This is a genomic window from Brevibacillus sp. SYP-B805, assembly GCF_011059135.1.
Lineage (GTDB): Bacteria > Bacillota > Bacilli > Brevibacillales > Brevibacillaceae > Brevibacillus_F.
Genome location: NZ_JAALGD010000002.1, coordinates 405521 through 420827, shown reverse-complemented (window position 1 = coordinate 420827; position 15307 = coordinate 405521). Strand labels below are relative to the sequence as shown.

The following is a 15307-nucleotide window of genomic DNA, read 5'->3' as shown; positions in this document are numbered from 1 at the left end:
GGGGGCGGCTTTTGTGAATCATGCGCATGGGTGGCCTGGCTACCGTGAAAAGCGGGAGCATTTGCTGGTGGGATTGATGTCGGGCACATCACTCGACGGGGTGGATGCCGCATTGGTCGCCATTGAGACGGAGGAAGACGGGGAGATCCGTGCGGTTTCGTTGAAAGATTTTGCGTATCTCCCCTACTCAGCCGATCTTCGGGAACGGCTGGTCTCCCTGTGCAGCGTGGAGACGGCCCGTTTGGATCTGCTGACCGCGGCCCATTTCGGGCTTGCCGAATGGTATGCGGAAGCCGTGCAGAAGCTGCTGGCCAAAGCGGGCGTTTTACCAGCCGCCGTGGATGCCATCTGTGTGCATGGGCAGACGGTTTGGCATGTCGCCGGCCGGACGCCGTTTCCCGGTCCTACCGGAACCGTGCCGGTGCGGGCATCCCTGCAGATCGGCGAATTGTCCACCCTGACCGAGCGTACAGGCATTCCGGTGATCGGCAACTTTCGGGCGAGGGATCTGGCTGCGGATGGAGAAGGCGCACCGCTCGTCCCCTATGCCGATTACATCCTGTTCCGTGATCCCGGGAAGGGGCGCCTCCTGCAAAATATCGGCGGCATCGGGAATGTGACGGTGCTTCCGGCGGGGGCGGCGCTGAGCGATCTGTACGCGTTTGATACCGGCCCGGGAAACATGGTGATTGATCAGATCGTCCACGCCGTGACGGGCGGTGCACAGGCGTACGATGACGGGGGACGGCTGGCTGCCGCGGGGAACGTCTGCGAAGCGCTTCTCGAACAGCTGCTTCGTGACCCGTACTACGCCCAACCGCCACCCAAGAGCACGGGACGGGAGGCGTACGGCAGGGCGTTTGCCGAACAGCTGCTCCGGGAAGGAGAAAGGCGCAGGCTGTCCCAAGCCGATCTGGTGGCGACGGCGACCGCCCTGACGGCTGCCACCATGACCGAGGCATACCGCCGATTTGTGTTTCCGCACCGGCGGGTGGACGAGGTGATCGTCTCCGGCGGCGGAGCGCATAACCGGACGCTCTTGGAGATGATTCGCCGGGAACTTCCCGACGGCGTCGCCCTGCTGACAGCAGGCGATTTCGGGGTGCCGGACGATGCCAAGGAAGCCATCGCGTTCGCCATTCTCGGCCATGAAACGCTCATGGGCAGGCCGAGCAACGTTCCGTCCGTGACAGGGGCTCGGCGGGCGGTCCTGCTGGGGAACCTCTGCCTGCCATGAGCAAGAGGTTTCCTGTCCGGGAGCTTGCTTATGTGTTTATCACAAATCTGAATCGGGGATGCCGGTAAACCAGCTCGAAATGGGGGTCATGTTTCAAACAGGTATCCAAATCCTCCGGGGTAAACAGGCCGAAGTCGTTGGCAAAGGCATACTGTACCCCGTAGAAATAGCTTAACCATACCAGCTTCGAGCAGTAAACCGTTCCCCACGGATCGTGCAAGGGCGAGCCGGAAAGAAAGGCGAAGGTCGGTTTGTTTTCGCCTTGCCGCAGGTTGTTGGCATATTTCAGCTGGTAGTCCATGGCGCAGGAGGCCGCCATCTGTCCCATCTCTGCCGACCGGGGGCGGTATTGGGCATGGATGGGGTGTTCTTTCAGAAAATGCTCGAACGATTTCATCCGGATATAGGGGACGTTGTCGGTGGCTTCCACCAGCCATTTGTCATCGACTGCAATCGCCGCATGTCCCATGTAACCGTGCGGGATGTGATACAGGTTGTCGCAGGCGACAAGGATATCGCCGGCTTTGATTTCTCTTCCCGAATTCATGTTCATCACCTCATTACCCATGATATTGGTCCAGGGGCGTTGAGGTGTTGGTTTCCCTACCGCCTGCACACTTTTTCCTCCCCGGCAATCGCCGGTGGATGGCAAGTCGGACGAACGGAGGAAAATCCATGCGTTTTTGGTACGATCACAAGCTGCCGCTCCGCATATTGGACGAGGGGAGTGTTGGGAATGAATCCATGCATGGCGCATCGCGGGTGGTCCGGAAAAGCGCCGGAAAACACCATGGCGGCGATCAACCTGGTGCTGGAAGAACCGAAAATAGAGGCGATTGAGATCGATGTGCAGCTGACGAAAGACGGGGTTCCCGTCGTGATCCATGATTTTACCCTGGAACGCACCACAAACGGCACCGGCTTTGTCGGCCACCATACCTACGAGGAACTGGCAGCCCTCGATGCCGGCAGCTGGTTTGCCCCCGCCTTTCAAGGGGAGCCGATTCCCACGCTCGAAGAAGTGTTGGAGGCGGTCAAGGGCAAGTGTCAGCTGAATATCGAGCTGAAAAAACCGGGAGACCGGTATGAAGGCCTGGAGAAGAAGGTGGTGGATCTGATCCGCCGGTATGACATGAGGTCGGATGTGATGATTACGTCCTTCAACCACGACGCGATCCGAACCGTTTCCTCGCTGGATGACGGGATCCGGACCGGACTGATCATCGATGGGATGCCGACGCTCCTTGAGGAACAGCTGCGGGAAACGGGCGCCTCCATCCTTTCAATGGCGTATCCCTATCTGACGAAGGACTTCGTCGCACGCATGATCGGCGATGGCATTACGCTGATCGCCTGGACGATCGATGACCCTCACCATATGGAGCAAATGATGAAGCTGCATCCGGAGCTGCAGATCGTGACAAATCATCCGGATCGGATGCTTGGACTCAGAGAGCCCCGAGGTGCGTAATCGGAAATGGCACGAACGAGGTGCTGGTATCAATAAGAAAAGAGGCAACCCCTTAAAAAAGGGGCAGCCTCTTTTGGTTCTTGTCGTTACCGGATCGGGCATGCGCCGCCGACGCATTCGGCAGCTTCCGCCAGCGTCATCTCCGTGTCCTGGATTTTGCGCATCTCCCTGAGGCGGCGGTAGTACTGCTCGATCGGCATCTTGATGTCGGCCAGCCGCGCTTCGTATTCCTCCTGGGTGGTCGGCTCGTAGGGCGCCTGTTGGTATCCATGACCGCTGTACGGCAGCAGCGAGGTCGACTTGATCCGCATCCGGTACTGCTTCAGCAGCTTGGCGATCTTGCTTCTTTCGTGCTCATGGAACGAGATGGTGCACGACACCATGTTGTCCGCCCAGTAGATGTTAAACAGGGCCTGCATGGCAAACTGTTCCTCGATGGTGATCTCCGCGCACGACTTGAAGCCCGGCAAGCCGGCCGACGAAGCTTTGTAAGGAAACTCAATCACAACGGAATTGGGGGTGTAAACGGAATCTTCCACCCGGTACCCGCAATCCTTCGCCAGATCGACGAGGAAATCCCCTTTCTGGCACATGATCCGACGGATGCCGTATTCAAAGTACGACCAGTGAATCCCCGGTGTGATGCCGGAGAGCAGGCTGACGGAGCCGGACGGTTTGACCGTGGTCAGCTTGATCGATGGCCGTACCTCCATCCCCAGCACCTGGGAGAGCAGGGCCGAGTACTCCTCGTCCGCCTTTTTCACAATCGCGTACATCCGGTTCAGCTCGTCCACGATCTCCGGATGGTAGATTGGTTCCGCATACCCCTCATAGTTCGCCGGCAGCTCTTCCACCACCGCATACGGGGTACGCGTCCGGTTGAGCCACTGCATATCGTCCCACTCTTCTTCGTGATACAGCTCCCAGCCTACGATGGCGCTTCTGCCCCATTTGATCACGATCCAGTCCTGGATGCCGGAGAGGGAGATGCCGATGCGCCGGTTCTTCTGCACGATCTCCCGGGTGGATTCCCAATCGTACTGGGCGAAAGTGATGCGCTTGGCGTACTGCACCATCATCGGCAGCACGTCCGCAGGGTCCAGACGGTGCTCCAGCATTTTCGGCAGGTGCAGTTCCACCAGATTGCACGGTTCATAAGAGGCGAGCGAGATCTCCATGCACGGGTTGCCGCCATCCGCCGGGTCGCAGTTCGCCCGGTAGCCGTCGATGATGCGGCCGAAATTGCGGGCGAGCCAGCGGTTGTAGATCCCCGGTTCTCCGTTCACCTCAATGGCAGGCGCGATCAGGCCGAAGTCATAGCCGCTCGGGTCGTCGATGATTACCGAGTTGTTGCTGGACCAGCGGTGGTTGTTCTGTGCCCATGCGTCATAAAGCAGCTCCTCCGCCTCTTCGGCGGTAACGGCGTGTTCGGCCATCACCTCTTCCACCGTTTTCAGCCGGCGCTCCCCGCCTTCGTACGTCCAGAGATGTTCGGTAAGGCGCCAGTTTTTCATATGGATGAAGCTTTCGTCCGCGGCGTCCCCGAGGGCAACCTCCGCGCTGCGGCGCACATTGCCGGCAATGACGGTGCGGCCGATCATGTTGTAGATATCCGTGCAGTCTTTGGAGGTGAGCCGACGGCCTGTCCGCTTGTTCAGCATGTCGTTGACAAAGAGCAGCAGCTCCACCAGCGGCGCGCTGCCGCTTGCCTTTCCCCCGAAGCCTTTGATCTCGGCATCCCTTGGCCGAAGTTCGTTCAGATCAAAGGAGAGATGCTGCGGGGAGCCGGTATAGTGACGATCGATGGCGACGGCAAGCGATTCGCACCAGCCTTCCCGCGAGTCGGCGATGACAAGGTGGACATCCGCTTCTTCCCCGGATCGGTTCAGAGCGAAGCCGTATGTGTGGGCCAGCTCCCTGATCTCCGGATAGGTGGGATGGGTTTCGCTGATGTGGAAGCTGAGGGTGGCCTTGTTCTGGACGACCGGCATCCGTTCAAGCAGGGCGTTTTCGACGCTGAAGCCCACGCCGCCCCCTTTCATCAGCTGGTCAAAGGTAAAGACAAACGGGTACGAGGGATACGACGCGTCGGGATCGATCGCGTAGCGGGTAAAGATTCTGCTGGTCGCCCCGTACCGGTATGGGCGGGTTTGAACAAACCAGCAGTTGTTCATCGCATCGCCGCTGCGCTTGGCAAACTCGCTGCCCGACATCCACAGCCCGCGGCCCGGCGGCGTCCAGATCAGATGAAAAATCTGCCGATACATCTTCTCCATATAGGCGTCATCGACCAGGGGATCGCCCGGAATCATGTTGACGTTCCCTTCCACCACACGCTGGATGGTTTCGGACCAGTCCTCCGTGCGTCCCTCCAGCTTGTTTTCACGGGCATATGTACGCTTGTAGGTGAACCATCCCAGCGCCCCCCAGTGCGGTTCCACTCCTCTGAACTTCTCCAAAAAGGCTTCACGAAGGCGTGCGACCATATGGCAAATCTCCTTTCGCATGGCGTGGTTGTCTATTTGCGATATCAATATGTTGTGTCTGTGATTTATATAATACCATATATATTGTGTTTTTCCTGCTGGGAATGAGAATTTTTTTCGACATGCTGCTCTCAGCCGCGCGAGGAAAACGGAAGGGAACGGGGGATTGCCAATGGATCCGACGAAGTAGTAGAAAAAGTTTGAGTCATGGCGTGATGGGATCAAGCGAGCTCCTTTGACGACCGACTCAGCGGAGAAACGAAGACGCGGGGAAAACAGGGGGCACAAGTCTCACTTCTTCGAGATACCCAGATGTTTGCCCCCTGCCCGCGTCGCGTTTCGAAGCGGACGCGGCCCACTTCTTCGCTGGTCGTCAAGAGAGCGAGCGGGAACCATCACCCATGACTTGACGAACTTTGTCTATAAACTGGAGAGGGAGCGGCGTGCTCCCTCTGTTTGCTTCATGTTAGGTCCTGTGGTGCGGCATTATCGCTTGTAGAACAGATAGAGTGCCAGAGCGAGCAGCAGCAGGGCAGTCAGGCGCTTCCCATCCAGCGGAATCTGGTTTCCGGTGATCAGACCGAAGTGATCGATCACCGTGCTCGTGAGGATTTGCCCCGTCACGACCGCCAGCAGGGTAGTGGCAACGCCAATCTTTGGCACGGCAAGCGTCGCGATAAAGATGTAGACAGCCCCCAGCAATCCTCCCGTCAACTGCCACTTGGGAACGCTTTGCACGCTCAGCAGATTGCCCTGCCCCAAAAAAATCAGCGCAAACAACAGCAGCAGCGTCCCTACCGAGAAGGAGACGAACGCTCCTTCCAATGCGCCGATCTTCTTGCTCAGCTGTCCGTTGATCCCGGCCTGCAGCCCGATGCAAGCGCCCCCTAACAAGGCCAGTGCGGTCATCAGCCAGTTCATTCCCGGTCTCTCCCTTCTCTCTTGCGCATAACGTCTGCCTTTTCTTGGCTTCATCCTGGTTCGACCCCATTGTAATATACAGGCAAATCGAAAGTAAGGAAAAGTTAAAATTGCAGCAAAACAAAAAATTTGAAATTGCCTTCATGGCAGCATTATGGTAATTTTATGCAGGAAGTAAGAGATAGGAGGATTCGCATGAGAAGGGGATTCAAAGCTTTTGCTGTCTTGACGGCGCTCTCCCTGCTTACGGCTGCGCCGGTTGGGGCAAGCTCTTCATCTCCGCTTCGTGAACTCACCGCCAAGCAGGAGTGGCTGCAAAAGCTGGAACAGGCTCAACCCAGACAGGGGAAAAAAGATGTGCGGCCGCTGTCCATCAAGAAACTGCCTGTGGAAATGAAGCAGGCATTGGATCGCCTCACCGCCGTTCTGCCGGAACTGGCCGGACTAAGCGTGGAGGAAGCGGCCATTCTTGAGGGGGAGGACGGAGAGGCCGATCGATGGGAATACTGGCTTACCAACAGCGAAGATGAGGAAGCAGGGTACATTTCTGCCCATGTAACCCTCAACGCGGAAACGGGTACGCTCACTTCCTACCGGATCGCGAACGAACACTGGATTTCCCGCAAGCCGCCGTCGGACGAGCTGGCAATCAGGAAGGCGAGCCAATTCCTGGAAAACGTGGCCGGCAAGGATCCTGCACAGTATCGGGCAGAGGTCGTCCCGACGGATGAGGATGAAGATGCGTACGAATATGAACCTTCTGATGACCGGGCGTACGTCCATTTTGACAGGCTGCTGCACAACATCCCCGTCCGCGGCTTCAGCATTTCCGTGTCGGTTGACGAAGAGGGCCATGTCATCCGCTACCATGAAGAAAGCAGCCTGGAAATCGATGAAAGCAGCGTCCCCGAGCCCACAGACGTGCTGTCTGCAAGGAAAGCGAAGGAAGCATACACCCGCTTGCTCGGGATGCATCTGGTCTACAACCGGTACGAACCGCTTGAGGACGACCACGACGACGATGACGAGGGGGACAAGGTCAAAACCAAGCCTGTGCTGAAATACGTGCCGCTGTACGAAGGCCCCATGGATGCGAGCACGGGGGAGATACCGGACGACATCTTCTACTGGAAGGAGCAGGAGCCGAAAACCATCGCGCTCTCTCCGAAAGGGAAAAAGCTGACTGCCAGATCCCAAAAAGCGGCTGAAACCCTGCTGAAGCAGGAATTTGGCTTCGACATGGACAGTATGGAACTGGAAGAGCAGGATGTGTACGGCGAAAGTCCGGAACGCTGGAAGCTCTATGTCTGGCATACGAAAAAGGATGTCCGGCCCAGCGCAACCCTTTATCTGAGAGTGAATGCCAGCAGCGGCGCATTCCGCAGTTTCAGCTATTACATTACGGACACGGACAAAACGGCCAAACCGATCAGCAAGAAAAAAGCGCTGGGGATCGCTACGGCGACGCTGGAAAAATATCTGCCCAGTTCGAACAAAGAGGTGCAGCTGACGGAATCGTATCCGTCGGATGAATATCCGCACATTCCTCCGTGGGTAGAGGATGATGATCTGGAGACGGATGGCGAGACAGAAGAGTATGAATTTGCTTTCCATCCGCTTTACCAGGGGGTTCCCATCGAGAACGACAGCTACTTCCTGACCATAGACGCCCGCACCGGAAAGGTGGTAGGGTTCTTCATGAACACGGACAGCAAGAAAGTGACTCTTCCCGCTAACAAAGGGACGGTTTCGCCCCAAAAAGCAGCCGATGCGTATCTGAAACACCGGCCGCTGGAACTGGTCTACATTTGGCCGCAGTACGACGGCCAACGGGCACCCAAGCCTCTCCTGGTCTATGTCCCCCAAGACAATCCGTACGGGTATATCGATGCCTTCACCGGCAAAGTGGTGGAACGGGACAAAGCAGAATAAGCAAGCGCAAGGGAAGAAGGCGGAACATCCGCCTTCTTTTTGTATCTGTTTTTTGAATCTTTCAACAATTATGCGCATATGCATAAAGGAAAAGGAAGAGGAGGGGACATGAAAGGACATGCTTGGAGCGCTTTATTTAACGTGTGCGCTGCTGCTGGTGGTGTGGCTGGTTGTGGAGCTCCTGTTCCGTTTTATCGAAAAAGATACGCTGAAACATGATCTGAACCACTTGTGGGAACAATTTCGCATCAAGCCGGATGATTTCTGGTACTACGGAAAACCGGGGAAAAAACAGCGTTGATTGTTGACGGGCATGTGATAAGATAAATAAAGGCCGCAAGAAAAATGGAAAAATTGGCAATCGTGACCCACAGCGAAGGGCTTCCCCTGCTATGGATGTTTCCAGGCAGCACGGAAATCGTCAAGCGATCAACCAGTCAACACGACGGTTATGAGGTGGTAACAAAAGGATGCAGAAGAATATGATGGTGAATCAGCGTCAATTCTTCCGTTTGGTGCTTGACCCGCCGCTTTGCGCCGATATGACCATCGTGCGGGTGAATGGCAAGACGCTCGAAACCGGATCAGCCAGAGTCCTGATTGTGGATCTGGGAGCTGGCGGGCTTCGTTTTCAAAGCACCCTGCATCTGCCCGTCACTCCCCATGTAGTGCTGGAGCTGGTCACTGAGGTACTGGGGCAGCCGTTGAAAATGATTGGATGCATCGTGCGGAACCAGGCATTGGAAGGACCGCTGATGGAATACGGCATGCAGTTCACCATGGATGAAGAGAGGATCGCCGATTTTTCCCGCCTCACGAATATGCTGGCGATCCGCCTCAGGCAGAAAGGGGTCCTGCCCAGCGGCCGGTTTTTGGAGGGAGAAAAATTGGCCTATCTAGGCCATTCCTAGCACGATTCACATGCCTCGGTCACCGGGGTTTTTTTGTTCCGCCGCATCGCTCAACCCCGGTATGCCTCGGCGAATCGCCGGATGCCGGCATCGATCCGCTCTTTCTCCGCCCGGGCAAAGGTAAAGCGGACAAACCCCTGCTGCGTTCCCATCACACGGCCGGGTACGTAGACAACCCCATGCCGGATCGCCTCCCGGAGCAGCTGGAGATCGTTTGTCTCTTTCAACAGCTTGCACCAGAGATGAATGCCTCCCGCCGGCACGTGAAACTCCACGATTCCCGAAAGGTGGCGCTCCAGGGAGTCAACCAGCAAATCCCGTTTCTGTTTCAGTTCTCCCACAAGCCTGTCCAGATGAGCGGAAAATTCCGGGGACGCGAGGAAGCGCTGCGCGATCCATTCCGGGAAGATGCTGTGCCCGAAGTCGATCTGCTGTTTGGCGTCGGCCAGGCGTTCTATCACCGGCTGCGGACCGATCACCCAGCCGATCCTCAGGCCGGAAGCCGCGATTTTGGTAAGCGAACTGATATACAATACCGTCCCGTGCCGGTCCAGTGATTTCAGGGTGGGAAGCCGTTCGCCCGTAAAGGAAAGCAGCGTGTAGGGATCATCCTCAATCACGGGAATGCCCAGCTCTGCCGAAAGAGCCAGGATTTTCCGGCGCTGTTCCAGCGGCATGGCGGTACCGGTCGGGTTCTGATAGGTTGGATTGAGAAAAACCATGCGGATGCGATGTTTCTGATGCAGTAGCGTCAGATCGTCCGGATTGATACCGGTGCGGCCGACCGGCAAGAGAAAGGTTTTCAGCCCGGCAGACTGGAAGATGGGCAGCGAGTATGTGTACGAGGGGTCTTCGATCGCCACGGCGTCACCTGGCTTGAGCAGGCATTGGACGATCAGGTGCAGGGCCTGCTGCGAACCGGAAGTGATCAGAATCGACGAGGGGGTTGCCTCGATCCCTTTATCCGTTTTGACATGTCTGGCGATCGTTTCGCGCAGGGCGAGATTTCCCTGCGGATCTTCGTACCCCAAATGGCAGTCGAATGTTTGCTGCGCGAGGATGGAGCGGAATTGTTCCAGGGGGAAGAGGTCAGGAGACAGCTCGCCGCTGGCAAAGTCGATGATGTCCGCTTCCTTGCTTTCCTTCTGGATGTGCCGGATGAGCGGCAGGTTGGGCAGGAATGATCCCTGCTCCACATAGCGGCGCCAGTTGGGCAAACGCTTGCGCGGCATGCCCCAGATGTCGGCGCTGACGATCGTCCCGCTGCCTTTTCGTTTTTCCACGATGCCCGCAGCGTACAGCTCTTCATACGCGGCAACAACCGTGCTGCGGTTCACCTGCAGCTCTTTTGCCAGAGTGCGTTCAGACGGCAGATGGCTGCCGGCAGGAAACTCGCCGGCTGCGATCCGGCGGGCCATGTAGTCGGCGATCTGCTTGTATAGCGGATAATCTTTCGAACGGATAGGGTTCCATTCCATCGCGGTCACACTGCCTGTCTTCCTAGCGTTATTCCCATTATAAAGAAGTGGATGGGCAAAATAAAGCGAAAGTGGATGGCCTAACTGTTCGGCGGGAACGATATGATAAGGGGGAGGGGTTATGAGAAAGGAAGAGGACAATGCTGCCATATCTTGTCATGATCATTCTTCTTTGCCTGTGTGCCGGAGTGGGAACCATTCTGGTCGGCTTTCAGCCGCGGGAAGAAAACTATGTGCAGACGACCAAAAAGAGAGTGGTCAGGCTGACCGCGCTGTATGGGATAGCTGCCATTCTTTTCCTGGTGGTGATGTTTGCCTTTAAAACCAGCTGAAGAAGGGGAACGGATGATCTGCCATCATCGGTTCCCCTTTTTCATGCGTTCACTTCCGTCGGCGGGGTTTTCTCAGCGTACCCCCGGCGGCAATGGGGGGGCGACGTAATTCAAGGGCTCGTCAAAGGTGATGTAATCGAGATTGACCGTCAGCAGCAGATAGCGTCTTCCCGTCTGCGGATCGCTGATGATGATGTGGTCACGCCCCGCCGCTTCAAGAACGCCTTTGAAAATTTTGGCGTTCCATTGGGAGTTGTTTTCAAACGTCATGTAGATCGTGGCGGTTTTGCCCAGATTCATGCGCAAAATATTCTCCACATACGATTCTTCCACGATCGGCGTGCCGGGCGCTCCAGGAATGCGGGAACCGCTTGGCTGCTGCGGGACTATCTGCTGCGGCATCATCTGATAAGGGTATTGCTGGGGATACATCCCGTCATAACCGGGGAGTTGATAACCGGCAAACTGAAAGCAAGGGCTTTGAAACATGTTATCTCTCCTTCACGTGGTGTACTCGGACACTCCTCCAAACGTCAAAAGACAAGACCATCAGTAGACACGGGGACAATCCTGCGGTGCTGGCGCAAAGAAACAGTGGGCTTTAAAGCGGCCGACATTGCGTTGGTTAAACCACTCCGGCGGACAGCCACCAGTCGGGCGGAAAAACCATAAAGAGAAGGTTGCCGGATGTGTACGTTCACCGCCGATCACACGTCTGGCCAACCGTCTCTCCTTGTCCCGGGCGCGTTGGTAAAAGTACGGCCTCTGCACGGCTTCATATCCGCCGGGCGATTGAAACACCATTTGCGGAATCGTGCGGATGCCTCTGAAATCCAAACAGTTTGCAAGGATGCGGTTAACGCCTACATTGCCCACCATCAGCATGCCGAGCGGACCTTCCCCTTCCGCTTCGGCACGTAGCAATCTTGCCAGCAGATCAACATCCCTGGAAGTTGCCTTGACTACCGCCATCCCCTCACCTCCCCAGATCGATTCACACTTTACAATATATTGGGGAAGCCGATTTAGGTGATTGTCCCGTGCAATTTTTGCCGCAGCCACCCGCTGGGAGGGGGAAGGTATATGACAATCATGGTTCCAGTGGGAAACGAATCGTCCATGAACGCTTCGGTTATGTCTGGAACCTTTTTTTTCGCTTGTTCCACAGGTACCAGCAGAGGGCAACCACGACGGCAACCCCCAGCAGGGAGATTTCCAGGTACTCGTCCAGCAGCACTTTGGCATGCTTGCCGTAGTAGAAAAAGAGAATGCCGATCAAAAAGAACTTCAGTCCGCGCCCAAGAATCGCATAAAGCATCAGTTTGGACAAGGAATATCCGAAAACGCCCGAGAGGATGGTAAAAAACTTGAAGGGGATGGGGGTAAACGAACCGATCAGCACTGCCCCGTCCCCTTTTTTGACAAACAGTTCCGTAGCCGCTTCCGTCCATTTCGCAGGCAGAATTTTATGCATCAGCGGTTTGCCCAGCCATTTGCCCAACAGATAGCCGAACGGCGCCCCCAGGATGGAACCGGTAAACGCGATCGTGGCATAGCTGAGCGCCGCCGACGGGTTGAACAGGCTCATCGTGATCTGCAGAAAAAAAGGGGGAACCGGCAGGATGAACGAATCCAGGAAAGCAATCCCGAACAATCCCCATATTCCATATTGTTCAAAGAAATGCGTAACTTGATCGAACATATGTGGTCTCCTTTGGACAGACAATCACTGCTTCTTTATTAGTATACAGGAAGAGAATGGGTTATAACAGGTTTCGATCCCGTTTCCGCTTTTCCCCTTTCGGACATACTGGATGATGAGTCCAATCCAGATCGTTAAAGGAGGAAGGTAGGATGCAAACCAGCCCATACGGTGCCCATGAGGTGATGGAACTGCATGAGGCGATGAGCGGTTCCATCGACGGAATCCATACACTCCAGCTGTATATCTCCCATGCAACCGATCCGGAACTTCGCCATATGCTGTCCCATCAGCTTCATTTCATGACAGACGAATACAACCGCATGGTGCACTTGATCAACGGCCGGGGGGCAGGTGCTGCTGTGCCGTATCGGGTCATGACGTCGGTTCCGCAGGCGGTGCTGACTGCCCATCAACCCGTCATGGCGGCTTCCGGCGCGCGGGGAATCGATGATCGCGATGTGTCCTCGGCCATCCTCGGCCTGCACAAGGCAAGCGCGAAACAGCGGATGGCGGCCGCCTTGGAGTGTGCCGATCCGGAAATCCGCAACGCCCTGGTCCAGGGAGCGGCAAACTGCGCCAATCAGGCGTACGAGGTGTGGAGGTACATGTATCACCGGGGCTACTATACGCTGGCCAGCCTGCCGGAGTCGGCCAATGCCCAGCTGTTGGCCCCTTTCCAGCCGATCCCGGCGGAGCAAGAGCCGATGACAACCAGCATGATGCCGCAAGCTTCTCCGGCCGCCTATCCGGAAACGTCCGATGGCGTTCCCCAAACAGGACAGATGCAGCCGCAACATCAGCAGCCGGTCCAGCCCGCCTACCAGCAGCCGGCGCCGGCAGGCGGAACGGCGCCAAACCCGCATCCGCCAATTGTGACGAATGCAAGCGCGATGTTCTCTTCGCCCGCTTACCGTGAACAAACGGACGGCGCGACGGCGGAGCCTCAGCCGGCCATGGAAAATGAATCGCCGCCGGCATTCGGCAGTGTGGCGGAACAAGCGCCTCCGGTGCGCAGCCGCAAAAAGAACGGAAACGGCTAAACAGGGAAGATTGACGAGCCCGTGCCCCTCAACTACTATAAAGGTACATTCGCGATCACGGAGGTACCTATGAAGGACATCGGTTCGGGCAAAATCCATTTTTACGCGCCAGACGGCACCCAATTGGAAATCAAGGGAGAGATTGTGATCCGAGGCAATCGCGTCGTGGTGACGGAAATCATCTACTTCAACGGCAAGCCGAACGGCGCCCGGGAATCAAATTTTCCCCTCGATCGCACCGTGGTATATTGGGATCCCGAAGTGTATGAACAGATCGGATATGAGTAAAGAGCCAGAAGCACGAAAGTGAAGGAAGAAAGGATGGGCCCCGCCAACACCAGCGAGGACCCCCGCTCGGCACAGCGACCCGAGTGGGTAGAGCGTTAGCTGAAGTCGGCGGGGTTTTTTCTTTTGCCATGTCCGCCCGGTTTTGTGGTAGGATGGAGAGGGATTCATTTGGGAAAGGAGTGTTCCTGTTGAAGATCGATCGTATCCTGGAACGGGCTGTGGCAGGGGAGCGGCTCGGCTTGGAAGACGGGCTGGCGCTCTTCGAAAGCGACGAGATCGAGAAAATCGGCCACGCCGCCGATCTGGTCATGAAAAAATGGCATCCGGAACCGATCACGACCTTTGTTATCGGACGCAATATCAACTATACCAATATTTGCGACACGTACTGCCGATTCTGTGCATTTTACCGGCCGCCCGGCTCGCCGGAAGGATACGTGCTGCCGGACGAGGTGATCTACCAGAAGATTCAGGAGACGATTGATGTGGGCGGGACGGAGATCCTGATGCAGGGGGGAACCAACCCGGACCTGCCGCTGTCCTATTACACCAATCTGCTGCGCGGCATCAAGCAGCGTTTTCCGCAGATCACCATGCACTCGCTGTCGGTGGCGGAAGTGGAGAAAATCGCGCAGGTTTCCGGCTTGAGCGTCGAACAGGTGCTGATCGAATTGAAGCAGGCGGGCCTTGATTCCCTGCCGGGGGCAGGCGGGGAAATTCTCGACGACCGGACCCGGCGGAAAATCTCCCGGCTGAAGGGTTCCTGGAAAAACTGGATCGAGACGCAAAAGACGGCGCACCGGGTCGGCCTGCCGGGGACGGCCACGATGGTGATCGGCTTCGGCGAATTGATGGAGGAACGCGTGCTGTCGCTGATGCGCATTCGGGAAGCCCAGGACGAAACCGGCGGCTTCACGGCGTTTATCACCTGGACCTTCCAGCCTGACAATACGAACATGAAGGCGGTCAACAACACGCCGGAGGAATATTTGAAAACGCTGGCCATCTCCCGCCTGATGCTGGACAACATCGCCAACTTCCAGTCCTCCTGGGTCACCATGGGGCCGGAAATCGGCAAGCTTTCCCTTAGCTACGGCGCCAATGACTTCGGATCGACGATGATCGAAGAGAACGTCGTCTCGGCTGCCAAGTGCGCCTACAAGGTAAACACCAACATGATCCTGCAGCTGATCCGGGAAGCGGGCAAGATTCCCGCCCAGCGCAATACCCGGTACGAAATCCTGCGGGTGTTTCGGGAAGGCGAAATGGTGGAGAACGATTTCGTCATGCAAAACTAAACGCCAGCCTGTTCCGCGCGCCCTATCTGCTGCATCATGCTTCCCAAAACGTACCGTGTCATCCCGCCGGTCGCCAGGAGAGCGGGCAGGAACCAGCGCTCCTGACATGACCGGCCTTGTTTTTGCTATGTGGGCGCATGCGGCGCGATCAGGCAGCAGCGGGGTGTTTCCAACCGTTTGAAAGTATATCGTCTTGGGTGGGACATAT

General features: G+C 56.6%; 16 protein-coding genes. 9 read left to right on the top strand and 7 right to left on the bottom strand.

Annotated features, from left to right (window positions below):
• Nucleotides 1–13 precede the first annotated feature (13 nt).
• Nucleotides 14–1237, top strand: coding sequence for an anhydro-N-acetylmuramic acid kinase (locus G3578_RS04770; protein WP_346773955.1), 1224 nt, complete (start codon nucleotides 14–16; stop codon nucleotides 1235–1237).
• 28 nt (nucleotides 1238–1265) lie between these two features.
• On the opposite strand, the gene G3578_RS04765 is transcribed toward G3578_RS04770, so the two are convergent.
• Entirely contained in the window at nucleotides 1266–1784 is a 519-nt protein-coding gene (locus tag G3578_RS04765) for a C40 family peptidase (protein WP_165209245.1), read from the bottom strand.
• 189 nt (nucleotides 1785–1973) lie between these two features.
• On the opposite strand from G3578_RS04765, the gene G3578_RS04760 reads away from it, so the two are divergent.
• Entirely contained in the window at nucleotides 1974–2708 is a 735-nt protein-coding gene (locus G3578_RS04760) for a glycerophosphodiester phosphodiesterase (RefSeq protein WP_165209243.1), read from the top strand.
• A gap of 86 nt (nucleotides 2709–2794) precedes the next feature.
• Here the strand turns inward: G3578_RS04760 and nrdJ are convergent, their stop codons facing one another.
• A complete protein-coding gene (gene nrdJ / locus G3578_RS04755) occupies nucleotides 2795–5194 on the bottom strand; it encodes a ribonucleoside-triphosphate reductase, adenosylcobalamin-dependent (protein ID WP_165209241.1) in 2400 nt (799 codons plus the stop codon).
• 486 nt (nucleotides 5195–5680) lie between these two features.
• Nucleotides 5681–6115, bottom strand: coding sequence for a DMT family transporter (locus G3578_RS04750; protein ID WP_165209239.1), 435 nt, complete (start codon nucleotides 6113–6115; stop codon nucleotides 5681–5683).
• Nucleotides 6116–6310: 195 nt separating this feature from the next.
• Between G3578_RS04750 and G3578_RS04745 the strand changes: the two genes are divergently transcribed.
• The 3 genes from G3578_RS04745 to G3578_RS04735 all read left to right on the top strand — a co-directional run bounded on the left by G3578_RS04745 (nucleotide 6311) and on the right by G3578_RS04735 (nucleotide 8958).
• Complete coding sequence (locus G3578_RS04745; RefSeq protein WP_165209237.1) at nucleotides 6311–8047, top strand: YcdB/YcdC domain-containing protein; 1737 nt, start codon at nucleotides 6311–6313, stop codon at nucleotides 8045–8047.
• 118 nt (nucleotides 8048–8165) lie between these two features.
• Nucleotides 8166–8348 (top strand): hypothetical protein, encoded by a 183-nt coding sequence (locus tag G3578_RS04740; RefSeq protein ID WP_165209235.1) that lies wholly within the window; start codon nucleotides 8166–8168, stop codon nucleotides 8346–8348.
• A 169-nt stretch (nucleotides 8349–8517) separates the two neighbouring features.
• Nucleotides 8518–8958, top strand: coding sequence for a PilZ domain-containing protein (locus G3578_RS04735; RefSeq protein WP_165209233.1), 441 nt, complete (start codon nucleotides 8518–8520; stop codon nucleotides 8956–8958).
• A gap of 50 nt (nucleotides 8959–9008) precedes the next feature.
• Here the strand turns inward: G3578_RS04735 and pdxR are convergent, their stop codons facing one another.
• Nucleotides 9009–10436: a MocR-like pyridoxine biosynthesis transcription factor PdxR gene (gene pdxR, locus G3578_RS04730; RefSeq protein ID WP_165209231.1), complete on the bottom strand. Its 1428-nt coding sequence runs from the start codon at nucleotides 10434–10436 to the stop codon at nucleotides 9009–9011.
• 140 nt (nucleotides 10437–10576) lie between these two features.
• On the opposite strand from pdxR, the gene G3578_RS04725 reads away from it, so the two are divergent.
• A complete protein-coding gene (locus G3578_RS04725) occupies nucleotides 10577–10768 on the top strand; it encodes a hypothetical protein (protein ID WP_165209229.1) in 192 nt (63 codons plus the stop codon).
• Between the two features lie 72 nt (nucleotides 10769–10840).
• On the opposite strand, the gene gerQ is transcribed toward G3578_RS04725, so the two are convergent.
• The 3 genes from gerQ to G3578_RS04710 all read right to left on the bottom strand — a co-directional run bounded on the left by gerQ (nucleotide 10841) and on the right by G3578_RS04710 (nucleotide 12470).
• Nucleotides 10841–11257, bottom strand: coding sequence for a spore coat protein GerQ (gerQ, locus tag G3578_RS04720; RefSeq protein WP_165209226.1), 417 nt, complete (start codon nucleotides 11255–11257; stop codon nucleotides 10841–10843).
• A 60-nt stretch (nucleotides 11258–11317) separates the two neighbouring features.
• Complete coding sequence (locus tag G3578_RS04715) at nucleotides 11318–11740, bottom strand: cell wall hydrolase (RefSeq protein ID WP_165209223.1); 423 nt, start codon at nucleotides 11738–11740, stop codon at nucleotides 11318–11320.
• Between the two features lie 160 nt (nucleotides 11741–11900).
• A complete protein-coding gene (locus G3578_RS04710; RefSeq protein WP_165209220.1) occupies nucleotides 11901–12470 on the bottom strand; it encodes a YqaA family protein in 570 nt (189 codons plus the stop codon).
• Between the two features lie 152 nt (nucleotides 12471–12622).
• On the opposite strand from G3578_RS04710, the gene G3578_RS04705 reads away from it, so the two are divergent.
• From G3578_RS04705 to mqnC, 3 genes are all read left to right on the top strand, one after another.
• Nucleotides 12623–13513 (top strand): spore coat protein, encoded by an 891-nt coding sequence (locus tag G3578_RS04705; RefSeq protein ID WP_165209217.1) that lies wholly within the window; start codon nucleotides 12623–12625, stop codon nucleotides 13511–13513.
• Between the two features lie 69 nt (nucleotides 13514–13582).
• Nucleotides 13583–13801, top strand: a complete 219-nt coding sequence (locus tag G3578_RS04700) for a hypothetical protein (RefSeq protein WP_165209214.1) — start codon at nucleotides 13583–13585, stop codon at nucleotides 13799–13801.
• 152 nt (nucleotides 13802–13953) lie between these two features.
• Complete coding sequence (gene mqnC, locus G3578_RS04695; protein WP_165209211.1) at nucleotides 13954–15099, top strand: cyclic dehypoxanthinyl futalosine synthase; 1146 nt, start codon at nucleotides 13954–13956, stop codon at nucleotides 15097–15099.
• The last annotated feature ends 208 nt before the right edge of the window (nucleotides 15100–15307 follow it).